This is a genomic window from Chitinophaga sp. XS-30 (genome assembly GCF_008086345.1).
In the GTDB taxonomy this organism is placed as follows: Bacteria; Bacteroidota; Bacteroidia; order Chitinophagales; family Chitinophagaceae; genus Chitinophaga.
On sequence record NZ_CP043006.1, the window covers coordinates 677,842 to 702,445 of the forward strand.

Annotated in this window: 23 protein-coding genes; 12 read left to right on the top strand and 11 right to left on the bottom strand. The window is 51.4% G+C overall.

Annotated elements, in window-relative coordinates; all coding sequences use genetic code 11:
- Positions 1 to 18: 18 nt before the first annotated feature.
- Positions 19 to 465 carry a PepSY-like domain-containing protein gene (locus tag FW415_RS02795; RefSeq protein WP_148382779.1) on the bottom strand — a complete coding sequence of 149 codons (447 nt, stop codon included), beginning with the start codon at positions 463 to 465 and terminating at the stop codon, positions 19 to 21.
- A gap of 413 nt (positions 466 to 878) precedes the next feature.
- Between FW415_RS02795 and FW415_RS02800 the strand changes: the two genes are divergently transcribed.
- The 5 genes from FW415_RS02800 to FW415_RS02820 all read left to right on the top strand — a co-directional run bounded on the left by FW415_RS02800 (position 879) and on the right by FW415_RS02820 (position 5,965).
- Positions 879 to 1,469 carry an ACP phosphodiesterase gene (locus FW415_RS02800; RefSeq protein WP_148382780.1) on the top strand — a complete coding sequence of 197 codons (591 nt, stop codon included), beginning with the start codon at positions 879 to 881 and terminating at the stop codon, positions 1,467 to 1,469.
- A gap of 100 nt (positions 1,470 to 1,569) precedes the next feature.
- Positions 1,570 to 2,172, top strand: coding sequence for a DUF2911 domain-containing protein (locus tag FW415_RS02805; protein ID WP_148382781.1), 603 nt, complete (start codon positions 1,570 to 1,572; stop codon positions 2,170 to 2,172).
- A 430-nt stretch (positions 2,173 to 2,602) separates the two neighbouring features.
- Positions 2,603 to 3,742, top strand: coding sequence for a cystathionine gamma-synthase (locus tag FW415_RS02810; protein ID WP_148382782.1), 1,140 nt, complete (start codon positions 2,603 to 2,605; stop codon positions 3,740 to 3,742).
- A 99-nt stretch (positions 3,743 to 3,841) separates the two neighbouring features.
- Positions 3,842 to 4,615: a TIGR02757 family protein gene (locus FW415_RS02815; RefSeq protein WP_148382783.1), complete on the top strand. Its 774-nt coding sequence runs from the start codon at positions 3,842 to 3,844 to the stop codon at positions 4,613 to 4,615.
- Positions 4,616 to 4,690: 75 nt separating this feature from the next.
- Entirely contained in the window at positions 4,691 to 5,965 is a 1,275-nt protein-coding gene (locus FW415_RS02820) for a DUF6263 family protein (RefSeq protein ID WP_148382784.1), read from the top strand.
- Between the two features lie 6 nt (positions 5,966 to 5,971).
- On the opposite strand, the gene FW415_RS02825 is transcribed toward FW415_RS02820, so the two are convergent.
- Positions 5,972 to 6,637, bottom strand: a complete 666-nt coding sequence (locus tag FW415_RS02825) for a sterol desaturase family protein (RefSeq protein ID WP_148382785.1) — start codon at positions 6,635 to 6,637, stop codon at positions 5,972 to 5,974.
- A 94-nt stretch (positions 6,638 to 6,731) separates the two neighbouring features.
- Positions 6,732 to 8,675: a serine hydrolase gene (locus FW415_RS25120; protein WP_210420819.1), complete on the bottom strand. Its 1,944-nt coding sequence runs from the start codon at positions 8,673 to 8,675 to the stop codon at positions 6,732 to 6,734.
- Positions 8,676 to 8,798: 123 nt separating this feature from the next.
- Here FW415_RS25120 and FW415_RS02835 point away from each other — a divergent pair, with 123 nt between their 5' ends.
- Together FW415_RS02835 and FW415_RS02840 are read left to right on the top strand one after the other, a co-directional pair.
- A complete protein-coding gene (locus FW415_RS02835; RefSeq protein WP_148382786.1) occupies positions 8,799 to 9,815 on the top strand; it encodes a fumarylacetoacetate hydrolase family protein in 1,017 nt (338 codons plus the stop codon).
- Between the two features lie 23 nt (positions 9,816 to 9,838).
- The gene (locus tag FW415_RS02840) at positions 9,839 to 10,720 is read left to right on the top strand and encodes a flavin reductase family protein (RefSeq protein WP_148382787.1); all 882 of its coding nucleotides are present in this window, start codon (positions 9,839 to 9,841) and stop codon (positions 10,718 to 10,720) included.
- Positions 10,721 to 10,807: 87 nt separating this feature from the next.
- Here the strand turns inward: FW415_RS02840 and FW415_RS02845 are convergent, their stop codons facing one another.
- Both FW415_RS02845 and FW415_RS02850 read right to left on the bottom strand, forming a co-directional pair.
- The gene (locus FW415_RS02845) at positions 10,808 to 11,545 is read right to left on the bottom strand and encodes a DUF4197 domain-containing protein (RefSeq protein WP_148382788.1); all 738 of its coding nucleotides are present in this window, start codon (positions 11,543 to 11,545) and stop codon (positions 10,808 to 10,810) included.
- Between the two features lie 20 nt (positions 11,546 to 11,565).
- A complete protein-coding gene (locus FW415_RS02850; protein ID WP_148382789.1) occupies positions 11,566 to 12,393 on the bottom strand; it encodes a universal stress protein in 828 nt (275 codons plus the stop codon).
- 202 nt (positions 12,394 to 12,595) lie between these two features.
- Here FW415_RS02850 and lysS point away from each other — a divergent pair, with 202 nt between their 5' ends.
- The 3 genes from lysS (at position 12,596) to FW415_RS02865 (ending at position 17,062) form a co-directional block, all read left to right on the top strand.
- Complete coding sequence (gene lysS, locus FW415_RS02855; RefSeq protein WP_148382790.1) at positions 12,596 to 14,122, top strand: lysine--tRNA ligase; 1,527 nt, start codon at positions 12,596 to 12,598, stop codon at positions 14,120 to 14,122.
- A 205-nt stretch (positions 14,123 to 14,327) separates the two neighbouring features.
- Positions 14,328 to 14,705: a DoxX family membrane protein gene (locus FW415_RS02860; RefSeq protein WP_148382791.1), complete on the top strand. Its 378-nt coding sequence runs from the start codon at positions 14,328 to 14,330 to the stop codon at positions 14,703 to 14,705.
- 227 nt (positions 14,706 to 14,932) lie between these two features.
- Entirely contained in the window at positions 14,933 to 17,062 is a 2,130-nt protein-coding gene (locus FW415_RS02865; protein ID WP_148382792.1) for a S9 family peptidase, read from the top strand.
- A 503-nt stretch (positions 17,063 to 17,565) separates the two neighbouring features.
- Here the strand turns inward: FW415_RS02865 and FW415_RS02870 are convergent.
- The 6 genes from FW415_RS02870 to FW415_RS02895 form a co-directional block, all read right to left on the bottom strand.
- Positions 17,566 to 17,904: a tRNA-binding protein gene (locus FW415_RS02870; protein WP_148382793.1), complete on the bottom strand. Its 339-nt coding sequence runs from the start codon at positions 17,902 to 17,904 to the stop codon at positions 17,566 to 17,568.
- Between the two features lie 244 nt (positions 17,905 to 18,148).
- Positions 18,149 to 19,138: an aldo/keto reductase gene (locus tag FW415_RS02875; protein WP_148382794.1), complete on the bottom strand. Its 990-nt coding sequence runs from the start codon at positions 19,136 to 19,138 to the stop codon at positions 18,149 to 18,151.
- A gap of 273 nt (positions 19,139 to 19,411) precedes the next feature.
- Positions 19,412 to 19,975, bottom strand: coding sequence for an LPS export ABC transporter periplasmic protein LptC (gene lptC / locus FW415_RS02880; RefSeq protein WP_148382795.1), 564 nt, complete (start codon positions 19,973 to 19,975; stop codon positions 19,412 to 19,414).
- A 64-nt stretch (positions 19,976 to 20,039) separates the two neighbouring features.
- Complete coding sequence (locus tag FW415_RS02885) at positions 20,040 to 21,332, bottom strand: hypothetical protein (protein WP_148382796.1); 1,293 nt, start codon at positions 21,330 to 21,332, stop codon at positions 20,040 to 20,042.
- Positions 21,313 to 22,047: a type III pantothenate kinase gene (locus tag FW415_RS02890; protein WP_148382797.1), complete on the bottom strand. Its 735-nt coding sequence runs from the start codon at positions 22,045 to 22,047 to the stop codon at positions 21,313 to 21,315. The genes FW415_RS02885 and FW415_RS02890 overlap by 20 nt, the downstream gene beginning before the upstream one ends.
- Positions 22,048 to 22,055: 8 nt before the next feature.
- Positions 22,056 to 22,691: an LON peptidase substrate-binding domain-containing protein gene (locus FW415_RS02895; protein ID WP_148382798.1), complete on the bottom strand. Its 636-nt coding sequence runs from the start codon at positions 22,689 to 22,691 to the stop codon at positions 22,056 to 22,058.
- Between the two features lie 53 nt (positions 22,692 to 22,744).
- On the opposite strand from FW415_RS02895, the gene FW415_RS02900 reads away from it, so the two are divergent.
- Together FW415_RS02900 and FW415_RS02905 are read left to right on the top strand one after the other, a co-directional pair.
- Positions 22,745 to 23,860 carry a glycosyltransferase family 1 protein gene (locus FW415_RS02900; protein WP_148382799.1) on the top strand — a complete coding sequence of 372 codons (1,116 nt, stop codon included), beginning with the start codon at positions 22,745 to 22,747 and terminating at the stop codon, positions 23,858 to 23,860.
- 32 nt (positions 23,861 to 23,892) lie between these two features.
- Positions 23,893 to 24,603, top strand: coding sequence for a class I SAM-dependent methyltransferase (locus tag FW415_RS02905; protein ID WP_148382800.1), 711 nt, complete (start codon positions 23,893 to 23,895; stop codon positions 24,601 to 24,603).
- The last annotated feature ends 1 nt before the right edge of the window (position 24,604 follow it).

The window sequence follows — 24,604 nt, forward strand, 5'->3', positions numbered from 1 at the left end:
TGTTGGTGTGACTGTGTACTACGCTTTTTGTAATTTCTTGAGGGTGGTAACATAACCGGAAGACTGCGCTTTCAGCACGGTCCAGTGTGTTTCGCTTTCGAGCGTAACAACATAGGTGGTCGTGTCGTTAGCGTCATACTCCACTACGCTGTGTATACGCTGGTCAGGGAACTTCTTCATCAGTTTGGTAATAACATTCAGCGGCAGTTCGCTGTCCGTAATGTAACGGGACGTAGCGAGCAGGTTGCCTTCATTGTCAAAATGCGCGGTTACCTTGGAGGTATTGATCGTGAATTTGGCAACATACTTGTCCTTGGTGCTGTACCAGGATACATCTTCTGCTCCTACAAATTCTTTGTTAAAGGCATCCATCACTTTTTTGTTGCTGACGGAATTGTCTCTGGCTACTACGGCGCTGCTGGTAAATACCGCAACGAGGGTAAGAATGGCGATAATTTTTTTCATGGCGGAAAAGTTTTATCTGGTTTAGTGTTTAAAAAAATTGTTTGTGATTACGGTGTAAAAGTACTCCGGTGGCAAGCGGTTGGCAAGCGAATCTTTAGGAGTGGTGCTGCAAGATTAAATCAATGTTATGCATGTTATCACGCTTACCTGAAAGCATCTGGAGGGGATCGCTGCAAGCCAATACAGCAAAGGAGTTGAGCGGAAAGAGCAAATGTTGCACGGACAAGGGTTAAGACTTTGTTAAAGTGGAATGCTGGTGACAACTGGTAGTGTACGGCAAGCGTTTTTCAAAAGCGGACACTTATTCCCGGAAGCGGACACCATCGCAGATAAGTCTTATCTTGGAAAGGAGGAAACGTCCTGTTTATCAGGTCTCCGCCGTTCATAACTTATCTTTTACCGTTCAACAGCCCATGAATTATCTCGCACACGCCTACCTTTCTTTTCATGATCCGGCCATTACCGTTGGCCAGCTGATCGCGGATTTTGTGAAAGGGAAACAGATCGATTCCTATGATAAAAGGATACAGCAGGGCATCCGGCTGCATCGCGCACTGGATGAGTTTACGGACGGCCATCCGGCTACCCGTCAGGCCAATGCGGTGTTCCGGCCGGCCTGCGGCCCCTACGGCCCGGTGTTCATGGACGTGGTCTACGATCACTTCCTGGCCAATGATCCGGAACATTTCCCCGGGGACGCCCTGGCTGCCTTCGCCGCATCTGTGTACGACATACTGGTTACTTATGACAGCCAGCTGCCGCCGGAGTTCAGGCGGGTATCCGGGTATATGCGCAGCCAGAACTGGCTGTATCATTATCAGGAGAGAACCGGCATCTTCAGCAGTTTTTCCGGTATCATACGGAGAGCCCGGTATTTCGATAAACCCGCCACCGTTCCTTTTGCGGTATTTGAAGAGCATTACCGGACGCTGGAACTGTGTTACCGGCAATTTTTCCCGGACGCGCTGGACTATATGAAAAGCCGTTATGAGGGTATCGGGTAGCAGGAGCGTCCTTATATAATTATATACTCCTTTTGAGGATTTTCTGAAAATCGCCTAGTTTTGGGCATAAATTGATAAAACCATAAAGCATACACAGGTTATGAACACGATCAAAGCACTACTGGTAATAATAGGTTTGGCCGCCCTGCAACCGGCTCTGGGGCAGGAAAGGAAAATGCCGCCGATAGATCCCAGCCCGATGGACATGGCTTATTTCCCTGTAATGTACCCCTATGTGTGCAAGGTGAAAGGAGAGCCGGGTACCCTGGTGGCCCGTGCAGTGTTCAGCCGGCCGCAGAAAAAAGGCCGCCCGATCTTCGGGAACCTGGTGGAGTATGGCAAGGTATGGCGCCTTGGCGCAAATGAAGCAACGGAGGTTGAGTTTTACCGCCCGGTGATCATTGGCGGCAAGCAGGTGCCCAAAGGCCGGTACACCCTCTACGCCATCCCTGCTGAAGCGAAATGGACAGTCATCATCAACAAACAGACCGATATCTGGGGCGCCTATAAATATGAGCAAAGCCTGGACCTTGTGCGTACAGACGTACCCGTACGCGAGGCCGGCGAGGAACTGGAAGCCTTCAGCATGGTATTCGAAAAGGCTGCTTACGGCGCCAATCTGCTGATCGGATGGGACAAAACCCAGGTCAGCCTCCCCATCCGCTGGAATGATGCCGCCGCATCCGCCGCCAAAAAGAAATAATATCCTGATATTCACTACATAACAAAAGGCAGCGACGGTTCGCTGCCTTTTGTATTACATATATAGCTATAGGGAGAGATAGAAAGAAAAAAGCGGTAAGAATACCGCCTTCAGAAATTTTTAACCATATCCTATGAAAAACCTACGGTAAAATTAGGCGATAAATGGCCAGGACAAAACCCGTTTCTGGTGAACGCATCAAATTTCCTCGTGACCGTCACATATCCCGAGGTATGGGACGGGCGGTCCGGGAAAATACCTGCCGGATTCCCCTGAAAGTGCGTAGTAATAAGCATTACAGCATTCCCGTAATACTACGTAAGTGTTATAGTATAACTACGTATATCCACTATATATACCTCCGGTAATGGCAAAAACATCCCCATTTCCAAATTCGTTACCTTTGATAGTTCTTAAAACAAAGCAAACCATGAAGTTAGGTACTAAACTCATTCACGCGGGCGTTGAGCCGGACCCATCCACCGGCGCGATTATGACGCCCATCTTCCAGACTTCCACCTATGTGCAGCGTGCGCCGGGCGATCATAAGGGCTACGAATATGCCCGTACGCAGAACCCCACGCGCCACGCCCTGCAAAATGCGCTGGCTGCCATTGAGAACGGAAAACATGGTCTTTGCTTCAGCAGCGGCATGGCTGCTACAGATGTGGTGATGAAATTGCTTTCCCCCGGCGATGAGGTGATCGCTTCCAGCGACCTCTATGGCGGAAGCTACCGGGTTTTCACCAAGGTCTTCGCCCGTTACGGCATCCGGTTCCATTTCGTGGATATGCATGATGCACAGAACATTGTGCCTTTCATCAATGCACAAACGAAAATGATCTGGATAGAAACACCGACCAATCCTTTACTGAATATCATCGACATAGCGGCCTGCGCAGCCATCGCCAAAGAATACAAGGTACTGCTGAGCGTAGACAATACTTTTGCATCTCCTTACCTCCAGAACCCGCTTGATCTTGGTGCGGATATTGTAGTGCATTCCGCAACGAAATATCTCGGCGGACACAGCGATGTGGTGCATGGCGCGGTGATCGTAAAGGACGATGCGCTGGCGGAACAGCTGGCTTTCTTCCAGAATAGCTGCGGCGCCGTACCCGGACCGCAGGATTGCTTCCTGGTATTACGCGGATTGAAGACCCTGCATGTGCGCATGCAGCGGCATTGCGAGAACGGAGAGGCCGTTGCCCGCTTCCTCCGGGAGCATCCTGCCGTAGGGAAAGTGTTATGGTGCGGTTTTGAAGATCATCCCAATCACGCCATTGCCAAAAAACAGATGCGGGGTTTCGGCGGCATGATCTCTTTCTCCCTGAAGGATGACAGCCAGGCGGCTGCGCTCAAAGTGCTGAGCAGTACCAAACTGTTCTCCCTGGCCGAATCTCTCGGCGGCGTGGAGTCCCTCATCGGGCATCCTGCTACCATGACGCATGCCTCCATTCCAAGGGAAGAAAGGATCAGGAACGGACTGACGGACTCGCTGATGAGGCTGAGCGTAGGTATCGAAGATGCGACCGACCTGGTGGAAGATCTGAAGCAGGCTTTAGGCTAGTTAGCCGCCTGATTAGAAAAACCGGGAGAAACAGATTATTTTTAGCAGATTACACCTACGTTCCGCTGTAAGCAGCGGCAGTCCATATACCATAACCGTATGAAGTCCCAACAACTGAAAGATTTTCTCGATGCCAAAGCGGCATATTACAATCAACCGGCATTCGTAGCCGGGGATCCCGTCAGCATTCCCCACCGCTACAGCCGGTTGCAGGATATAGAGATCGCTGCCCTGTTCGCCGCCATACTGGCCTGGGGCAACCGTACCACCATTATCAACAAGTGTACGGAACTGATGGAGCTCTTTGATAATGCACCCTACGATTTCATCCTGAACCACCAGGCCCAGGACCGGATGCGCCTGATGGGCTTCAAGCATCGCACCTTCAACGGGCTTGACCTGATGTATTTCGTGGAGTTCCTCCAGCATTACTATTCCAATGTGACCTCCCTGGAATTTGCTTTCAGCGGCCATATGGATGAAACAGACATCGATACGGAGAAAGCCCTGACCGGTTTCCACCAGATGTTCTTTTCCCTGGAGCATCCGGAGCGCACCCGCAAGCACGTTTCCAGCCCCGAAGGCAATTCCGCCTGCAAGCGGCTGAACATGTTTTTGCGCTGGATGGTAAGAAAAGATGAAAATGGCGTGGATTTTGGTTTATGGAAATACATTTTGCCGTCACAGCTCATCTGCCCGATGGATGTTCATGTCAGCCGGGTAGCTGCCAGGCTGGGCCTTATCGAAAAAGCGGAAGCCAACTGGAAAACCGCTCGCGAACTGACCGCCGTGCTCCGGGAACTGGACCCGGAGGACCCTGTCAAATATGACTATGCGCTCTTCGGGCTGGGGGTCATTGAAAAATATGTTTAAAATGAACCGGGCCTCACGGATATCTCCTTTCTGTCAGGGGAAATATCCGCGAAGCCGATAAAAGACAAAAAACGGATGAAAAAGATTACCGGATTGGCAGCACTGCTTGGCTGTGCTCTTTCGCTCTCCGCGCAGCAGGAATATGTGGAGCTGGATTATAAATTTAAAACGGGCGATGAGTTCACATTGCAACAGGAAAGCCGTAGTGAGACCTATATCACGGTAAACGAAGTAGTTCAGCGCACCACACGCGATTACAATACGCAAATGACCGTAAAGGTCACCGAGGCCGGTCCGGGCGTTACCCTGCTGACCTGGATGTACACAGACCTGAAGTTCAATTTCAACTCCAAAAACGTCAACATATATGTAGACGGGAAAACGAAACACGACGAGCCGCTCCAGGGCGCGCTGGCCCTTCTGCTGGAACAGCCCTTTACGGTAGAAATACAGTCCAGCGGCATCATCAACAAGGTAGAAGGCCTTGATGCACTGATGGACAAGGCTTCCGCCGCTTTTTCCTCCCTGAAGGAAGATGAGCAGACCGCTTATAAAAAACTGTTGAAAGACCAGTTCGGCACCAATGCATTCCGCTCCTGGCTGGAGCAGCTGCTGGTGGTATATCCCATCCACGGCATCAAGAACGGTACCCAGTGGGAAGAGAGCGTTCCCCTCAGAACGGGCCTCCAGGGCAGGATAGACCTCTATTGGAACCTGCTCTACTGGGACAGCAACTCCGCCAAGATCAACGGCACCGGCAATGTAAAAACCGACAAAACGGAGATATTTACCATAGAAGAGGGTATCCAGGCCACCGCGGATATCGAAGGCAAACAAAACCAGCAACTATGTGATCAACCGGGAAAGCGGACTTCCCAGCCTCTGCATCCAGAACACGGAAATGTCAGGGAAATATATCTATCTCGCCAACCGGAAAAAACAGCTGCGGAAAGACCTCACCGTACCGGTGCGCATTACCACCAACGCCTCTTACAAGATCAAGCAGGTAAAATGATGGCCGACCGTTATTTACAGGAAACGGGCGCATGGCTGCAGGAAAATACGGGCATCCGTGTACCCGCCGCCGTCAGCCGGGAAGACCTGCAAAAACGGCTGGCAGAGCGGCTGGAAGTACTCGTAGAACGGGATTTTCAGCAGTTCGTGCTGCTGCTTTACCAGGTAGACGTTTCTGAACGCAAAGTAAAGGAGATACTGGCAGCAGAAAGCTACCCGGACGTATTCACGTCCCTGGCGCAACTGATCATTGAACGGCAGATGGAAAAGATCCGGAGCCGGGAGATCTACCGCCAGCCGCCGGAAAGCCTTACAGATGATGAAGAAAAATGGTGACCCACACTACTTCCTGTCAAACATCAGGGATTTCGTTTTCTCCTTATCTTCCTTCTCCTTATCCAGGTCAAAGAAAGTTCCGAACACCCGGTCCCAGAAAGCTGTGCTCACACCAAACCCTTTGTCGTCATTCTTGTAGTGATGCAGGTGATGATTGCGCCATAGCGGTTTCATGAACTTGAAAGGAGGATTCCACGCATGGATGGCGTAATGCATGCTGCCATATACCAGATACCCCAGAATGAAGCCGGGGAAAAACATGAACGCCGCTTTACCGATCAGCAGATACTGCAGGGAGAACAGGATAGAGGAAATGATAAGGCTCGGCACCGGGGGCATGAAGAGGCGCTGCTTATCCCGCGGATATTCATGGTGATTACCGTGCAGGACGTACACGAAACGCCTCATCTTCGGGTCTTCTGTTACCATATGAAAAATGAAGCGATGCATAATGTATTCAAACAACGTCCAAAAGAAAAGACCGCCGATAAATACTGCTGCAACCTGCCCCATGCCATACGCCAGGGAAGCATAACTGTAGTAAAGCATGTAGCCTATCACAGGCAGATACATTCCCCAGATAATAAGGGGATGCGTTTTAGTGAGCACTTCCAGATATTGACTCTCGAATAATCTTGCCTGTCCTTTGTTCTTAATTTTGTCAAACTTCATGACTCCTAGAATTTAAAAATCAAACAATTTGCTTTTACGGTAACAGGAGTAGGGAAACAATCTAAATGATGCCATTGCCGGGTGCCGTTACTTGCTAAGGACGATCGGACAACAGCCGGGGTATGGTAACCAATTCATATTGGTTACGCTGCAAATATCGTATCAATTTATCCAATTGTAAATAAAATTTATCGATACGCCTCGGGTCCGTTCCTATATGTAAGAGCAATATGAACCCGTTAAGGCCTGCCGGGCGCTGATTTTCAAAGTCTAAGATAGACTGGAGAATGGTTTCGCTGTCCCGGTAACTTTTCCCCATCGCAGGATAAGTATAGTCCGATGTGCTGCGGGTACCGGGGCTGAAATTCACCAGTTGCAGGCCCAGGTTCCCGGTCCAGTGCACAATGGAATCATTGTACCATTCATAGGGTGGCAGAAAATAATGCGGTGCAGGCAATCCATGCCGTTCCATTGCCCTGTAATTCAGCGCCAGGTCTTCTTCGAACTGCTGCCGCGTCACCAAAAGACTGTCCCGCTGCCCCCAGTCGCAATACAGCAAATGCCGCCCGGAATGCGGCCCCAGGTAGTGGCCATCCGCTTTCAGACGCCGGATCAGGGGCGCAAAAGCCCCCGTTTCGTAAAAAGTACCGGTCAGGAAAAAGGAGGCCGGCACCTTGCGCCGCTTCAGCACATCCGCGATGTGCATGCCCCCGTCCGCAAACTCGTGCCCGGTAAATACAATGGCTACACGTTTTTTGGTCGTGTCGCCCCGCGTGATGGCTGTTGGCGGTTTCCCCAGCCCCGCAGTGGCCTCCTCAAACAGGGAAAGATCCGGCCGAAACGCTCTTTTGCGCTGCAATTCATAATTATAGATGATATCCCCTACTTCTTTAAAGAAGGGATACCCGATCTCTTCATACTCGTATTTGTTGTCATTCAGCACCCCGTCCCGGTTAACATAAATGCTCCCGCTCAGCATGAACTCCACTTTGTTCCTGAAATCCGCGAAATAGGCCACATCCGTCAAAAAACCGTAGGACCAGCCGGTTTTGTTGAATACCCGGATGTACGGCGGAACTTTCCCCCTGCCGGCCTTGAACCGGAAGAACTTCGTATAGCTGTCAAAAAATTCCGCGGTATCGTATGCCGGATGCCGGGATTCGAAGGGCAAAGCCCCCATACTGCGGTATAAAAACCGGTAATCCTCCGCGGTGAGGTTAAACCGCTTCTCCGGCGGCACCGAGGCGGGAAATAATACCGACTGCAATAGTTGCTGCAGATCTTCCAGCGGGGCGTTATTGTGCCGGGTGAAATCCATCGGGCTGTTGACGAGCTGTTCATTGCGGTCGTAATGCGCTTGACCGATAAACACCGGTTTGCTGAAATCATATGCCAGGTTGCTGACCGCAGCCGGTTGCCTGTAAACCGGCTCCGCACCGGTGCCGAAACGAATGGGATTCGTATGCCGGTTCTCCTCCTCATTCATCGGCACGAACCGGCGGACGATACGCATCCGGGGATACCCTTTCGCCCAAAGCTTTTCATGAATGGTTTGCTGGCCGATGAACTCGTACAGCCGGTTATAGGCATCGTTATCGCTGACGAGGAACACTTTTTTGATGTATTGCGCAATGGAGGGCAGGCCGTTTTCAGCCGAGGTATCCCGGCTCACGCGCGATTGCCCGCTGTAAGCACTGTCCGTAAACATCGGGGTATTGCTGTTCAGCCCCGGCACGGCCAGCTCATTCAGCTTCTCCAGCGCCAGGAAGGCCAGCGGCATTTTTACGGTAGACGCGGGGTTGAAATACCGGTCCGCATCCACATGATAATAGTAATGCCGGAAAACGGGCCTGTTCTGCGCATCACGGTTGATCTGCGTATAAATGAGCTGGTAACGGAACGAGTCCGGATGCTGCATAACATGTTGCAATGCGGGTGAAGCATGCCGCTGCAGCAGGGTTTCCAGGAACTTGTCCTGCTGCTGCGCCGCAGCGGAAAGTGCGCATAACATGATGATGGTGGATATGAGCCGGAACATACCTTAAAGCTATAAAAAATCCGATCTTCAAAAGGGCTATATTTGAAGCCAAAACACCAAAACATAACCATGGGACGCATCGTCAGGCGCGTTCCATCAGACCATTAAAAATCAAACGAACCAATGAAACTTGTTACGTATTTAAGGGAAGAAGTAGACCAGCTGGCCATACTGGTGGACGGGCAACTGTACAATATGCAGGAGCTGCATCCAGACCTGCCTACCACCATGCACATGTTCCTGCAGATGTGGGATGAAGTAATAGACCTGGCCAAGAGCATCGATGCGCAGCTGAAAGCCGGCAAAATGCCGAGGGCCAGTACCTGGGGCGTGCCATATGATAATGTTGCCCTGCTGGCGCCGGTGCCGTTCCCCACGTCCTGCCGCGACGGCTATGCTTTCCGCCAGCATGTGGCGGCGGCGCGCCGCAACCGGAAAGTGGACATGATCCCCGAATTCGATCAATACCCGATCTTTTATTTCACCAACCATAATGCCGTACAAGGGCCCGGCGAGATCCGCTGCATGCCGGACCATTTCCGGAACCTCGACTTTGAGCTGGAAGCGGCCATCGTCATCTGCAAACGCGGCCGCAATATCACCGCCGAAGAAGCAGATGAATACATCGGCGGATATATGATCATGAACGATATGAGCGCACGCCTGCTGCAAATGGAGGAAATGAAGCTGAACCTCGGCCCCGCCAAGGGAAAAGATTTCTCCACCGTTATCGGCCCCATGCTGGTAACGCCCGATGAACTGGAACCTTACCGCATTCCCGCGAAGGAAGGGCATACCGGCAACGCCTACAACCTGAAAATGCGTTGTTGGGTGAACGGCAAACAGGTGAGCGAAGGCAATATGGGGGATATGGACTGGACGTTTGCGGAGATCGTGGAGCGTTGCGCTTACGGGGCGGACATCCTGCCCGGCGATGTGATCGGCAGCGGCACCGTTGGTACCGGCTGCTTCCTGGAGCTGAACGGCACCGGCAAGCTCAATGATCCCGATTACGTGGCGCAATGGCTGCAACCCGGCGATGTGGTGGAAATGGAGATCGATGGCCTGGGCAAACTGAGCAACACCATTGTAGCGGAAGATTCGGACTTTTCCATCCTGGCCCGGAAAAAGAATGCATAAAACATCCAAAACGACATCACACGATGAAAATAGTTCCCGGAGAGATCAAAACCGGCCAGCTGCATGCATACCTGCTGGGAGCCGTGGCCCCGCGGCCCATCTGCTTCGCCAGTACGGTAGACGCTGAAGGACAGGCCAACCTGTCCCCCTTCAGTTTTTTCAATGTCTTTGGCTCCAATCCCCCCACCCTTATTTTTTCCCCTTCCCGCAGGGTGCGGGACAATACGGTGAAGCATACACTGGAAAACATCTACGCCACGCGGGAAGTGGTGATCAATGTAGTAACCTATGCCATGGTGCAGCAGGCTTCCCTGTCCAGCTGCGAGTACCCCAAAGGCGTCAGCGAATTTGAAAAATCAGGCTTCACGCCGCTGGCATCCGAGCGGGTAAAGCCTTTCCGCGTGAAAGAAAGCCCGGTGCAGATAGAATGCATCGTGAAACAGGTCATTGAAACCGGCAAAGAAGGCGGCGCGGGCAACCTCGTTATTTGCGAACCGGTATTGCTGCACATCAACGATGATATCCTGGACGTGAACGGAAAGATCGACCCGCAGCAGATAGACCTGGTAGCCCGCATGGGCGGCGACTATTACTGCCGCGCTTCCGGAAATGCCGTATTTGAAGTGACCAAGCCCAATCTTCAGCTGGGCATTGGTGTGGATGCGCTGCCATGGAGCATCCGCAACAGCAGTGTACTGACCGGCAATAATCTCGGCCAGTTGGGCAACGTGCATGAGCTGCCGGTGATAGATGCTGCCTTCCAGGACGATCACCTGAAAAACATCATGCAATATTATAGCGTAAACCCGGAGGAGATGGAGCAAGAGCTGCATACCTATGCCAAGCAGCTGCTGGCGGAGAACAGGGTCGATGACGCCTGGCAGGTGCTGCTGGCGGGAGGATGAGTTTGCCGTAAACAATGATGGCTTCGCGTTCCGTACAAGGGTACAGGCCGCGAAGCCATGATCTTTTAATACGCTGAGTCAGCGGCCTTACCCCCCGAAAACTTTCTTCAGCAGCTCGGTGCTCCTGGCCGCAGGGTTCTCGCGGATCGCCAGTTCTTCCTTGGCGATCTGGTCGAACAACGCCTTCACGGCCTTTTCCGTAACATAGCCCTTCAGGTCCGGATTTACCTTGCTGAAAGAAGTAGGCAGGCTATTGTATTTGGTGACGATATCGCTATAATACTTCGTGGCGCTTGTTTTATCCAGTGCGCTGTCTATCACCGGTGAAAAAGCTGCGGTCAGCGATGCCGTGGTCTTGTTCTGGAAATAATCTGTTGCGCCGCGTTTGTTGCCACCGGTGAGCAGCGCCAGCGCATCGTTGATCGTCATCTGTTTGATGGCATTTACAAAGATGGGCTTGGCAAAGCCAACCGCTTCTTCAGCCGCGCGGTTGATCTGCAGGATGGCTTTATCCACTTGTCCGCCAAGGCCAATGCTGCGCAGCGCCCTTTCCGCCTTCAGGGCATCGGGCGGCAGCAGTACTTTATACAGTTCGTTGCCGAAAAAACCATTTTCCTTGTTGAGCATGGAGATCCCGGCGCTCACGCCCTTCTCCAGCGCTTCCTTGATGCCCATTCCGGCCTCATTCTCGGTAACATTCCCGGTGGTAGTGCCGCCGCCGGTAGCGGATTTCAGCACGCCGGAAGCCTTTTTCAGGATCTGCGCTTCAGTAACCGTGTGCAGGCACAATACGCCTGCCGTCAGCAGGATAATTCTTTTAAGCATAGTTTTGATTTATAGGGCTTTTATTCATGAATAGACAATAATGGTACATGCGTGTTAAAAGCGATCCTCGATGTGGTGCTGCGCTTGAAAATGCTGTCGAACAACCCGTGTTTCTTCGGGATGATCAGCAACAGGTCCGCACCGCTATTCTCTGCAAACGCTGTAATGCCCTCTACAGTATTCGGATGATCTACAAAATGATAATGCGCATTGTAATTATGCAGCATGTTGTCCAGTTCCTGGTTCTCTTCCGGATGGATGTGCTCGCGGCCTTCTTTCTGGATGTTCAATACGTGTAATTCCGCCTGGAACAGGTCCAGCAGCTTGTACAGCACATCTTTGCGGGTGGTTTTGGCCACTTTGCGGAGATCGCAGGCGAACACGATCTTGCGTACCGGCCGGAAAGCCGCCTGTGCCGGCACTACGATGACCGGGAAATCCGAGCTTTTCACCACATCCACCGTATTGGAGCCTACCAGTATCTCTTCCAGCTGGCTGCCGCCGGTGATGCCCATCACCACCAGGTCCGCCTGCTCATCCTTGCAAACCTGGTCGATATTCGCCGCCAGCAAATGATTGTCCGCCCGGAAATCCAGCACGGTGTTCGCGGGAATTTCCGGTGTAAGGAGCCTTTTCATCTTTTCAAGACCTTCTATACTGGCCGCTTTCAGGTCTTCCATATTCACCATCGGCACTGCGGTGGGCAGATCGGGGATGGGAACGATCAACTCATATGCATGATACAGCACAATGCGGGTAGCCCCTGTCTGGCCCGCCAGGCCAATGGCATAACGGGCAGCATTATAAGCAGTTTCTGAAAAATCTGTAGGGACAATGATGGTTTTCATGCCAGTGGTTTTAACTACAATTTAAGCAATAACCGAACCAATTACAGCTGTTAAAGGAACAAAAAAAGTTGATATCCGTCTTCTGTTGCGGCATGGCAGGCAGCCTTCATGCAGATAAAACCGCTGAAATCATCTATTTTTGCACTCCGTCCGGCGTTTCACAACGCCATGGCAACGGCAAAACCAGTTTTACACAAGAAAAATGAGCGTAATTACCCAACAACAGCTATCAGAACAGGAGATCATCCGCCGGGAGAAACTCCAGGAACTTGTCAACCTGGGCATCGACCCTTACCCGGCGCCGGAATATCCCGTGAATGCATATTCCGTGGACATCAAGGCCGGATACTCCGAAGAGACCAAAGACCAATACCAGGATGTGTGCCTCGCCGGCCGCATCATGAGCACCCGGGACATGGGCAAGGCCAACTTCGCGGTATTGCAGGACAGCAAGGGCCGCATCCAGTTATATATTAAACGGGACGAGATCTGCCCCGGTGAAGATAAATCCCTTTATGACCAGGTGTGGAAGAAGCTGACGGATATCGGTGATTTCATCGGCGTGAAGGGATATACCTTTGTGACCAAAACGGGAGAAACCTCCATCCATGTAAAGGAACTGGAGATACTGGCCAAAGCCCTGCGCCCCCTGCCCGTAGTGAAAGAAAAAGAAGGAGAGACCTTTGATGCGGTGACCGATCCGGAATTCAAATACCGCCAGCGGTATGCGGACCTGGTGATCAACCCGCAGCTGAAAGAAACCTTCATCAAGCGTACCCGCCTGATGCAGACCATCCGTGATTTCTATAACGAGCTGGGATACCTGGAAGTGGAAACGCCCATCCTGCAGGCTATCCCCGGCGGAGCCGCGGCACGCCCCTTTATCACGCATCACAATGCGCTGGATATGCCGCTGTACCTCCGCATTGCCAACGAACTGTACCTGAAAAGGCTGATCGTAGGCGGATTTGACGGCGTTTTTGAGTTTGCGAAAGATTTCCGGAACGAAGGCATGGACCGCACGCACAACCCGGAATTCACCGTCATGGAAATGTACGCAGCCTACAAGGATTATGAATGGATGATGCGCACCACCGAAGCGCTGCTTGAAAAAGTGGCCGTTAACGTGAACGGCGGCTCCAAAGTGCAGGTGGGTGACAAGGAGATCGACTTCAAAGCGCCTTACCGCCGTGTAAGCATGTACGATGCCATCAGGGAGCATACCGGTATCGATATCACCGGCATGGATGAAGCACAGCTGCGCGAAGTATGCCGGCAACTGGACATCCCCGTGGAAGCCAGCTCCGGCAAAGGAAAGCTGATAGATGAGATCTTCGGCGAAAAATGCGAACATCATTATATACAGCCCACCTTCATCATCGATTATCCCGTGGAGATGAGCCCGCTCACCAAGAAACATCGCAGCAAAGCAGGCGTGGTGGAACGTTTTGAGCTGATCTGCAACGGCAAAGAGATCGCCAATGCCTACTCCGAGCTGAATGATCCGGTAGACCAGCGCCAGCGCTTCGAAGATCAGGTAAAACTGATGGAAAGAGGGGATGATGAAGCGATGTATATCGATTATGATTTCCTGCGCGCCCTGGAATACGGCATGCCGCCCACTTCCGGTATCGGTATCGGTATCGACAGGCTGACCATGCTGATGACCAATCAGCCGTCCATCCAGGATGTGCTTTTCTTCCCGCAGATGCGGCCGGAGAACGGGTGATAAAAGCTAAAAACTGCATATCAGCAGGCTGTTTCAAAAGTAACCTGAGGGGCTGAACATCGTGCAAACGAAAATCTTCTCCCTCGGGCATCCGGACAAAAACGGATATGCTTTTGAAACAGCCTTTTTTTGTTGCATAACGCCGGTCGCGGACCTGTGGTGAACCACGGCCCCGTTTTTGGGGTTATATCCAAAACCTTCTGGCATGAAAATTCTTATTCCTACCAAACTCCCGATCGTGCTGTATGCTATGGTGTTCGTGTACTACGGCGTGAACCACCTGGCGAGCGGCGAGCGGCTGGCGCCGGTTGTTCCTGTTCCGGGCGGTGTTTTCTGGGTGTATTTTACAGGTATCTGTATGATAGCGGCAGGGGTTGCCATTATTTTCGGGAAGCCCGCGCGGATCGCGGGTTACCTGCTGGCCCTGCTGTTATTGGTGTACATCGCGACCATTCATCTGCCCGGATTGATAAAAGGCAGGCTGGATGCTCCCGGCAATCTGCTGAAAGACCTGGGGCTGATGGCCGGCGCCATCATCATTGCCAATATTGCTCCTGAAAAGAAAAACAGGGCGGTAACCTGAGTCACTGCCCCGTTTTTTTTTGACCATATCCTGTGAAAACATACTGAATATACGCCGGATAATATTGCTATGCCCATGACATCTGCTATGTAACATTCCCGATGCCATAACCGGTGGTTTTCCGGCAATAGCCGGCGCCGCCGGTATATTTCATTCCCATAATTGACTTTTGATCTTTATTTTCGTCACGCTGCGGCCGTAAAGCCCGCACATCAACCTGTTCAATTATGAGAAGTACCAGCAAAACACTACCGGCATGGCTGGCCGGCTTATCCCTGCTTGTGGTATTACCCGCCACCGCACAGGAAAAGAAGGAACTGACCTTCGACCAGATCTTTACCAGTCCCGTTACGCTCACAGCTCCCTTGCCCGCTATCCGCGGCTGGGCGGACAAGGACCACTACATTGAGGCACGTAACGGCCAGTCCTACCGGGTAAATGCCCGCACGGGGAAAACATCACCTTACACCGCACCGGCCGAAACCGGCAGCACCGTATCCGTCAGGGATAACGATGTGTATCTCCGCACCCCCGCCGGTGAAGAGATCCGGCTGACGCAGGATTCCGTGGAGGAGAAAAATCCTGTGCTTTCCCCGGATGAAAAATATGTGGCCTTTACCCGTAATAACGACCTCTATGCCGTGGAAGTAGCCAACAGGAAAGAGATCCGTTATACCAGCGATGGTTCCGATGTGGTGTACAATGGCTGGGCCTCCTGGGTGTACTATGAAGAGATACTCGGCCGTGCCTCGCGTTACCGCGCTTTCTGGTGGAGCCCAGACAGCCGGAAGATCGCATTCATGCGCTTTGACGATACGCAGGTGCCCATGTTCCCTATTTATAGCGAAAGAGGCCAGCATGGCTTCCTGGAAAAAACACGTTACCCCAAGGCCGGCGATACCAATCCTGAAACCAGGGTCGGGATCGTACCGGTGACCGGCGGTAATATCACCTGGGCGGATTTCAATGCGAAAGACGACCAGTATTTCGGGCAGCCTTTCTGGACGCCGGATGGCACAACGCTCTGGGCGCAATGGATGAACCGGGGGCAGGACAATCTCATCATCTATGCGATCGACCCGCAAACCGGTGCAAAAAAGCCGGTATATCATGAAAAACAACCCACCTGGATCGACTGGTTCACCGATATTCATTATCTCGCCGGCGAGAAAGGATTTATCCTGAAAAGCGACAAATCCGGCTGGGACCATATCTACCTGTTCAATATGGACGGCAGCCTGAAAAAACAGCTCACCGCCGGCAACTGGCGGGTAAGGCAGATCCTGCAGATCGATGAAAAAAAGCAGCTGGTTTATTTTACGGCGCGTAAAGAAGCCAGCACCCGTTTTGACCTCTACAAGGTCCGCTTCAATGGCGGAGAGCCGGAACGCCTCACTTTCGGAGAATTTTCTCATGATGTGAAACTGGCACCCGAAGGCGGATACTTCATCACCACTTACAGCAACATGCGCACTCCGCCGCGAATGGCGCTGCTGAATGATAAAGGCAAGTTGATCCGGGAGTTGGGCAATGCCGCCGGCGTTGCCTTCAACACGTACGCCCTGGCGCTGCCGGAGCTGAAAAGCTATAAAACGCGCGATGGCCTGGAACTGCCGATGACCATCATCTGGCCGGAAAAAATGGAAAGCGGGAAGAAATACCCGGTGCTGATCAGCATTTATGGCGGTCCTGATGCAGGAAGCATTTACGACACCTGGCGCCCGAGCCTCCCGGCGCAATGGTATGCCAAAGAAGGCCTTATACAGGTGGTGATGGATAACCGCGCAGCCGGCCATCTTGGTAAAAAAGGCATGAACGACATTCACCGTCAGCTGGGCAAACACGAAATTGAGGATTATATGGACGGCGCCAGATGGCTGATCAGTCAGCCCGGTGTGGATGCTTCAAAGATCTGCATTACCGGCGGCAGCTTCGGCGGATATATGACCTGCATGGCATTGACCTATGGCGCGGATGTATTCACCCATGGCATTGCCAACTTCTCGGTGACCGACTGGCAGCTGTATGACAGCCATTATACGGAACGGTATATGGATACCCCGGCAGAGAACCCCGAAGGCTACAGGATCACATCGGCCATTACCCATGCCGCCCGGTACAAGGGCCTGCTCAGGATCGTGCATGGTACGATGGACGATAATGTCCATCTGCAGAACACCATTCAGCTGGTCAACAAGTTCCAGGACCTGAATAAACATTTCGAGCTGATGCTCTACCCTGGTGAGCGCCATGGATGGGGAGGAGCCAAAGGCCTGCATTCCCGGAACGAGACCTATCGCTTTGTGTACACTAACCTGTTGGAGAAACCTTTGCCTGCAGGATTCGCGGGCAAGTGATCCGGTATGGAACGAAAAAGGCCGCTTCCCAAATGAGAAGCGGCCTTTTTCGTTTATTCAATACGTTAGGGGCAAAAAAACAGGGCTGCAAGAATACAGCCCCGAAAAATTTTAACCATATCTTTATTGAAAAACCTGTTACGAATTTCCATAATTTAGAAGTAACACTAATCTCCAAACTAGCGAATGCTATAATTTTTCTGGTAAACGCACAGAAAACCCCCTTAAACGAAAACCGGAAAAGCAATATTAATGGCGGAAAATAGGTATCAAGATAAGAATATAGGGATGGATCAGCAGTGGCTGAAAATGAGAAAAGGCGGTAAGAATACCGCCTTTGTAATAATTTTAACCATATCCTATGAAAAACCTGAACCAAAGATAGGGCGGTTCTGTTCCTCCGCAACCCGATTTCCGTGAAAAGCATAAAATTGTTGGTAAAGGTCGGAAATCGGGTAGGCAGCAATCATATTATACATATATTTAAATTAAGAATAATCCCGTTATGCTATTCTATGGCCGTTCTTCACGGGGCGGTCAGGTTGCAGCAACACAATTCCCTTTTCGTCTCCCACAACGCCCAGGATGAGGCATTGGGAGAAAAAATTGGCGATCTGCTTTTCGGGAAAGTTGATAACGGCAATCACCTGCCGGCCGATGAGCGTGTCCGGCTCGTACAATTGCGTGATCTGGGCGGAGGAGCGTTTGATACCTATTTCCGGACCGAAGTCCACTTCCAGTTGGTAGGCCGGGTTCCTGGCCTGGGGGAATTCCTTTACACTCAGGATGGTGCCTGCGTGCATGCGCACTTTTTCAAAATCATGCCAGCTGATGGTTTCCATATCATAAATGTTTAATAAGGGGAATTTAGGAAAATCGGGGGAGAAACCGGGAGTTGGGGGCAAAAAAATAGGGCGTTAAGAATAACGCCCTCAAGTATTTTTAACCATATCCTATGAAAAACCTTTGCAAATATAGACACGTCCCGCATACTCGTCAACCTGCATTTGGTAAAAGGAAGGTTTTACCTCGTAAACGTGTTGAAAATCCTATTGTTAACATCGATTTAACCAACACGATTCACCCTTAATGGGTAGGTGTACGCGGAGCCGTCTGCATGATGCCGTCTATCTCTTTCATGATATCGTCTGTCAGGCTGGTATAGACTTCCAGGGCTTTGAGGTTTTCCGTCAATTGGGCCTCTTTTGTGGCGCCGAGGATAGCAGTGGTCACATTTGGGTTTTTAATGCACCAGGCGACCGATAAAGTGGCAAGGCTGGTGTTCAGCCGGTCCGCCACCTCCTGCAGTTTAATGACTTTCTGCACATTGCCCTCCAGCAGGTTCCTGTTCTTCAGCCATTCGTATCCTTCCAGCCCCAGCCTGGACCCCTCGGGTATGCCTTTATTGTATTTGCCCGTGAGCAGGCCGGAAGCCAGCGGGCTGAAGATGGTTGTGCCCAGCCCCACGGTCCGAAAAACGGGCAGGTATTCCATTTCCATTTTTTCCCTTCGGAACAGGTTATACTCCGGTTGCTCCATCACGGGGCCGATCAGGTTGTACTGCCTGGCCACCATATGCGCTTCCATGATCTCCGCGGCGGTCCACTCGGAAGTTCCCCAATACAGGATCTTTCCCTGCTGAATGAGGATGTTCATTGTCCATACCACCTCCTCTACCGGCGTATGACGGTCCGGCCGGTGGCAGAAATAGAGGTCCAGGTAATCTACCTGCAGCCGCTGCAGCGCCTCATGACAGGCTTCCACCAGGTGTTTGCGGCTCAGCCCGGTCTGGTTAGGCTTGTTGTCCGTCCCCCGCCAGCCAAAATAGGCTTTGCTGGATACGGTGTAAGAGGTACGGTCCCAATTCTTCTTTTTCAACACCCTTCCCATCATTTTTTCCGATTCGCCCAGGGCGTAGATCTCCGCATTGTCAAAGAAATTGACGCCATTATCGTAAGCGATGCCCATCAGGCGGTCTGATAAAGAATCATCTACCTGCCCGTGGAAGGTTACCCAACTGCCGAAAGACAGTACGCTGAGCTGTAGCCCCGATTTACCTAATCTTCTGTATTCCATTTGTTTAAGATTGAGTTTTTAAATTGCCCGGCTTGCCGGAAGTATTGAAAAATAACACTTTGGCATGGTTGTTGAAACTTTTAGCGTAGAAATTTAGGTTAAAAAATAGGTTAAAGCGCAATAACCCGGTCTGATTGACCGGGTTATTGCGTTTATAAGATTGATGTTATTTTAACTTTTCTGTCTGCCCCAAGACAACACAAGGAGAACCCAAGGAGAACACAAGGAAGACACATGGAGAAGAAGGGTAAAAAAGCATCGGTTCAGGCGCTGCTAGTCGAAATTGACCATGCTGTCCGGCGGCAGGAAGCTGCCATAAGCGTCTATGAACTGCCACCAGGAGAAATCCTGGTTAGCCTCCAGGCCCTGGCCGTATAACGTATCTCCCGGCCGTGCTACGCGGCAAAGGCTGTTGGAGACAAAAAGCTTCTTTTTATCGTCCCATTGGAGCTCTCTGCAATCCAGGCGTTCTTTCGCGATCATTCCTTTAAAATAGCTGATGAACACTACACTGTCCCGCAGATAGATATTATTGTCCTTTTCATCCATTTTGCCATAGTTGGCGGTCAGGATGCTGGTTTGAATGAGGGAATCATTGTAGAAAACCACCCGGAGGCTGTTGGGGAACTCGGTATAGGCGGGTGCGGTCACATGACGTTCCATATAGGGAGCGGTGAGCACTCCTTTTACGTGTGCGGTCTGGCTCATAATGGTTTCCACATCGTAGGCCTGTTCCACACTGATCTTGCTTTCATCGAATGCTCTGACGACATTCACATCGTTTTCGCAGCTGCAGCAGATCACCACGAGGGCCAGATATGAAAAAAGCTGTTTCATCGTTCGTTGGATTTTCGCTTTGTCCGAATGCTGCGTATTTCTTCCGCCCCGGGGGACGGACGTTTTAGTCGTATTTGGTCTTGATGAACCAGCGGTCGCTCAGCGTGAAACCGATGGTCAGCCGGTAATACGTCTCTTTGGCAATATTCACATCCCCGCGGGTGCCCACTTCAAATGCGGCATTGATCTGGGAGAACTGGTAGCTGAAGGGCATCCTTCTTACGGGCAGGCCCAGGCCTATGGTGAAGCCCCTGGTGTTCATATCTTCCCCGTTGATGCTTACAAAATCCTTGCCCAGATGCCCGCCCAGGCGGTAGGTCACCTTGTTCCAGTAGCCGGTGAGCGCTGTTGCATTAGGAACGAATTGTCCGCCTACACTCAGTTTCCAGCTGTTCCGGGTAGAGTCTGTTTCTCCATAATTCCGGAAATTATCCCATTTAGCGGTGGTATAATCCACGCCGATCATGAACTTGTCTACTTTATTGAGCATGATACCGCCGCCGAACTGTTGCGGGTAACGGATTTCGCCGCGGGCGCCTTTTTCGTAAAATACCGTGTCCTGCGTATCGTATTCATCGGAAGCAGCGTCGTAATACAGGGTTTCCCGCATGCTTTCCCGGCGGGCCTTCAGTTTCTGCTCCAGGCTGCCGGTGGCGCCGAGGGTCAGTTCGAGGTCTTTGCTCAGGTGGAAAGTATGTTGGATACCAACATTATAGAAGAAGCTGCCGTAATCGTTCCGGCGGCTGTGCCGCGAAGGAAGGATGGTGGACGAAAGCGGATAAAGTTCCTTGGTGCTGTTGTAAACGTTGCCGAAGACATACCCCACGTTCACACCAATGCTGAAATTACCGATGCCAACGCCGGTACCGGCAAATACCTGGTACAATCCGCCGCTGCCTTCGTACTGGTGTACAACAGGCACGGTCAACGTATCGAAGAAGGTTTTTTCCTCGGCTTCCGCAATGTTGTAGGACACACGGCTTACGGGACGAAGCCCGAAGGCCAGGCCCCACTTCTTGGAAAGGGGAACCCCCAACTGCAGGTAACTGAGCGTGCCGAAACCCGCACGGGAATTGGTTTCATTGCTGGTCAGCCGGCGTACCCCACCATTGAGCGCCACATCAAAAGTGGTCAGCTGCAGGCTGGAATAACTGGCAGGGTTGAGAAAGTTCACGGACTGGGCTGAGTAAAAAGCTTGTGAAACGCCCCCCATGCCCAGGTTGACAGCATTTTCGGAACGGGAGAGTTCTCCCAGGCCAAAACGCGAGTACGGTGAATTATCCTGGGCGGCAGCATTTTTTGCCGAAAGCACAGAAAAGCCTAACAGGCAAAAGAAACTAGCTTTTGTCCAATACATTGAGTTCTACAATTGAGTTTAAACCTTTATACATTAAATACGGGCTTGCAAATATCTTACTTTTAAGGCGGGAAGCAAAAAAAACCAAATTACCCCCTGTTAAAAGCACGTTAAAGTTCCCATACCGCCGCCCATAGGCCGTTATCATCCCCTCTACCTCCGCCAGAGCGCCTTCCTGCACGCCGCTGAGGATGCTTTGCCGGGTGTTGTAGCCGATAAATGCGTACTGCGTGTCTGGTTTTACCAGCGGTAATTTGCCCGTGAACGTATGCAATGCACGGAAGCGCATGTCTATACCCGGACTGATGCCTCCGCCCAGGAAGGAACCGGTTTTGTGCACGAAATTGTAGGTAATGGCGGAGCCTGCGGCGATGATCAGGCTGTGCTGCCCCGGAAACAACTTCCAGGCGCCGGCGGCCAGCGCCATCCGGTCAACCCCGAGGGTTTCCGGTTTGTCGTAAGCCAGCTGTACCGGCAAGGGAAGGGTATGGCTCAGCCGGATGAAGGTAGTATGAGCAGCCAGCAGCGTTTCCAGCTCCTGCGGATGGTCGATCACGGAAGAAAGGATGCTGGCTGTTGGTTTGTACAGCGCCAGTGCAGCTAGCATTTCCTCCAGCAAATTGTTTTCCGTAAAAAAAAGCTCCTGCTGCAATTCCCCCTGCTGCATAACGCCGCATTTCAGCCGGGAATTCCCCAGGTCCAGGCAAAAGATCATGGCGCAAGTTAAAAATTATCCACCGATAAATTCCGGAAGTGCCCGTTGAGCTTTACCCGGTCTTTCAGCCGCTCCATTTCCGTCAGCATAGGGATCACCTTGTGGAGATGGCGTTTGAGATATTCCAGGCGCTGCAGTTCATGAAAGAGATGGAGCAATTCGTATTCTTCCTCCAGGGAAAGCCCCGCATGGTGGGCCAGGTCATAAGCACGGAGGGATTCATCCGGCAATGCAAAGGATTTGCTGACCTGCAGGATGTGGTGCAGTTCACGTATGGCTTTCAGTACCTCCCGCTGCAATTTCACGCTACCGCGATGATGATTGTCAGGATAATTCACAATAGCGCCCGAATACAGTTTCTCCGGCACTTTCCGGATCACTTCCAGTATGCGGAACACGCGGAGGCCGCGGGTAGATACGTCCAGTTCCCCGCTCTCATATGCCTTCTCCACTTTCACGATCTCCACCAAAGTACCGTATTCATTCAGTTTTTTGTCTATCACCGCCGGTATGCCGAAAGGTTTTCCTTCCTTTATGCATTCTGCGATCAGCTGCTTGTAACGGGGTTCGAAGATGTGCAGGTTCAGTTGTTCTTCCGGGTACACAACGATAGCGAGAGGAAATATGGGAATGAAATTGGTCATAGCTCGAATAGCCTGATTGAGAAATTAAAAATAATAAAATTTATCTTTGGCCGATGAATAACCTGCACCCGGTGAACCCGGTCAGGACATTTATCCGTAACAGCCTGCAACAACCTAACTGTCCGATGACGCGAATATTGATCGATTGCGAAAGAATGAAATACCCTACCACCGGACTTTACACGTACTGTCATGCGTTGGGAACCGCGCTGCTTGCAAAGGCGGCGGAAGAGTTGTGTTTCTACCTGCCGCCCAAACTGGGCAAGCACTTCGGCTCTACCCCTGCTTATCTCTGGCAACACCCGCTGCACAAATTCTACATGCCCTACGGTAAACAGCTGGACGTATGGCACAGCACTTACCAGACCACCCCTTACCGGCCGCGCAATTCCCGTACCGGAAGAGTGCTGACGATACATGATCTCAACTTCCTGCATGAAAACAAAAGTGATGCGAAAAAGAAAAAATACCTGCGTTTACTGCAGCGCAACGTAAGCGAAGCTGACCAGCTGGTGGCGATATCCGAATTTGTGAAACAGGAAGTATTGCAGTATCTCGATACGGGGAACAAACCGCTGCAGGTCATCTACAACGGCAGCACAGTACATGAATTTCCGGGATTCAGCACACCGGCCTACAAACCCTCCGGGCCATTCCTGCTGTGCCTGGGCGTAGTACTGCCCAAAAAGAATTTCCATGTGGTGCCCTGCCTCCTGAAGCATAACGACCTGGAACTGGTCATTGCGGGACAGGTAAACGAAGCATACCGGCAGCAGATCATGCAGGAGGCTGCGCTGCACGGCGTGGAGGAACGGGTAAAGATCATTGGCCCCGTACCGGATGACAGCAAATACTGGTACCTAAAAAACTGCCATGCATTCATTTTCCCCTCCCTGGCCGAAGGGTTCGGGCTGCCGGTAGTGGAAGCCATGCATTTCGGGAAACCTGTCTTCCTGTCCGATAAAACCAGTCTCCCCGAAATAGGCGGCGATCAGGCATATTATTTTGACAATTTTGATCCGTTATACATGCAACAGGTATTTGAAAGCGGCATGCATCACTATCAGACCAGTCATCCGGAAAAAACCATTATCAGCAGGGCGCAGTCATTTAACTGGGACCGCACGGCAGCAGCATACCTGTCCGCGTACCGGTCCGTTGCACCTTAAACATATTCATCAACCTTAATCAACAACTGTCCATGGGCCATGTATCCAGCGGATTCAATCCAAACCTTTTTCATCCTTTTTACTTCGTCAGGAAAGGCCTTTACAAGGCCATAAAAAAATATGCCGGTGAGCTGCAAGGCTCGTTGATGGATTTTGGCTGCGGCTCAAAGCCCTATATCTCTCTTTTTAAAACAGCCGAATATATTGGTGTGGATTATAACGGTGAGGGCCATAACCATGAGAACGAGGAAATAGATGTTTTTTATGACGGCAAAAAAATACCCTTTCCGGACGGCCGCTTCAATGCCGTTTTTACCAGTGAGGTATTTGAACATCTTTTCAACCTGGAAGAAATATTGCCGGAGCTGCACAGGGTGATGAAACCCGGCGGCAAAATGCTGATCACCTGCCCCTTCGTCTGGAATGAACATGAAATACCGAACGACTATGCACGTTACACCCGGTTCGCATTGGCACACCTGCTGGAAAAACACGGCTTCAACATCCTTAAAATAGACAAGTCCGGCACGTTTGTGACCGCGATATTCCAGATGATCGTCGTGTATAACAAACAGTATATCCTGCCGCTTTTCGGCTTTCTGTTCAGATTCCCCCCAACCCGGTTCATTTTCAAGTTCATTTTTATCTTTATGGTCAATCTCACTGGCGTGATCATGAATGCCATTTTGCCGGCAAAGCAGGATTTTTATCAGAACAATATCGTTCTTGCCGAAAAACAATAAG

What these genes read in the sequence shown, in the direction of transcription:
- lptC (WP_148382795.1), bottom strand. Translation starts at nt 19,975, where the DNA reads ATGAAACAGCTTTTTTCATATCTGGCCCTCGTGGTGATCTGCTGCAGC.
- FW415_RS02875 (WP_148382794.1), bottom strand. Translation starts at nt 19,138, where the DNA reads ATGGAATACAGAAGATTAGGTAAATCGGGGCTACAGCTCAGCGTACTG.
- FW415_RS02850 (WP_148382789.1), bottom strand. Translation starts at nt 12,393, where the DNA reads ATGAAAACCATCATTGTCCCTACAGATTTTTCAGAAACTGCTTATAAT.
- FW415_RS02825 (WP_148382785.1), bottom strand. Translation starts at nt 6,637, where the DNA reads ATGAAGTTTGACAAAATTAAGAACAAAGGACAGGCAAGATTATTCGAG.
- FW415_RS02835 (WP_148382786.1), top strand. Translation starts at nt 8,799, where the DNA reads ATGAAACTTGTTACGTATTTAAGGGAAGAAGTAGACCAGCTGGCCATA.
- FW415_RS02890 (WP_148382797.1), bottom strand. Translation starts at nt 22,047, where the DNA reads ATGATCTTTTGCCTGGACCTGGGGAATTCCCGGCTGAAATGCGGCGTT.
- FW415_RS02810 (WP_148382782.1), top strand. Translation starts at nt 2,603, where the DNA reads ATGAAGTTAGGTACTAAACTCATTCACGCGGGCGTTGAGCCGGACCCA.
- FW415_RS02905 (WP_148382800.1), top strand. Translation starts at nt 23,893, where the DNA reads ATGGGCCATGTATCCAGCGGATTCAATCCAAACCTTTTTCATCCTTTT.
- FW415_RS02795 (WP_148382779.1), bottom strand. Translation starts at nt 465, where the DNA reads ATGAAAAAAATTATCGCCATTCTTACCCTCGTTGCGGTATTTACCAGC.
- lysS (WP_148382790.1), top strand. Translation starts at nt 12,596, where the DNA reads ATGAGCGTAATTACCCAACAACAGCTATCAGAACAGGAGATCATCCGC.
- FW415_RS02805 (WP_148382781.1), top strand. Translation starts at nt 1,570, where the DNA reads ATGAACACGATCAAAGCACTACTGGTAATAATAGGTTTGGCCGCCCTG.
- FW415_RS02900 (WP_148382799.1), top strand. Translation starts at nt 22,745, where the DNA reads ATGAATAACCTGCACCCGGTGAACCCGGTCAGGACATTTATCCGTAAC.
- FW415_RS02815 (WP_148382783.1), top strand. Translation starts at nt 3,842, where the DNA reads ATGAAGTCCCAACAACTGAAAGATTTTCTCGATGCCAAAGCGGCATAT.
- FW415_RS02865 (WP_148382792.1), top strand. Translation starts at nt 14,933, where the DNA reads ATGAGAAGTACCAGCAAAACACTACCGGCATGGCTGGCCGGCTTATCC.
- FW415_RS02800 (WP_148382780.1), top strand. Translation starts at nt 879, where the DNA reads ATGAATTATCTCGCACACGCCTACCTTTCTTTTCATGATCCGGCCATT.
- FW415_RS02885 (WP_148382796.1), bottom strand. Translation starts at nt 21,332, where the DNA reads ATGTATTGGACAAAAGCTAGTTTCTTTTGCCTGTTAGGCTTTTCTGTG.
- FW415_RS02820 (WP_148382784.1), top strand. Translation starts at nt 4,691, where the DNA reads ATGAAAAAGATTACCGGATTGGCAGCACTGCTTGGCTGTGCTCTTTCG.
- FW415_RS02845 (WP_148382788.1), bottom strand. Translation starts at nt 11,545, where the DNA reads ATGCTTAAAAGAATTATCCTGCTGACGGCAGGCGTATTGTGCCTGCAC.
- FW415_RS02860 (WP_148382791.1), top strand. Translation starts at nt 14,328, where the DNA reads ATGAAAATTCTTATTCCTACCAAACTCCCGATCGTGCTGTATGCTATG.
- FW415_RS25120 (WP_210420819.1), bottom strand. Translation starts at nt 8,675, where the DNA reads ATGTTCCGGCTCATATCCACCATCATCATGTTATGCGCACTTTCCGCT.
- FW415_RS02840 (WP_148382787.1), top strand. Translation starts at nt 9,839, where the DNA reads ATGAAAATAGTTCCCGGAGAGATCAAAACCGGCCAGCTGCATGCATAC.
- FW415_RS02895 (WP_148382798.1), bottom strand. Translation starts at nt 22,691, where the DNA reads ATGACCAATTTCATTCCCATATTTCCTCTCGCTATCGTTGTGTACCCG.
- FW415_RS02870 (WP_148382793.1), bottom strand. Translation starts at nt 17,904, where the DNA reads ATGGAAACCATCAGCTGGCATGATTTTGAAAAAGTGCGCATGCACGCA.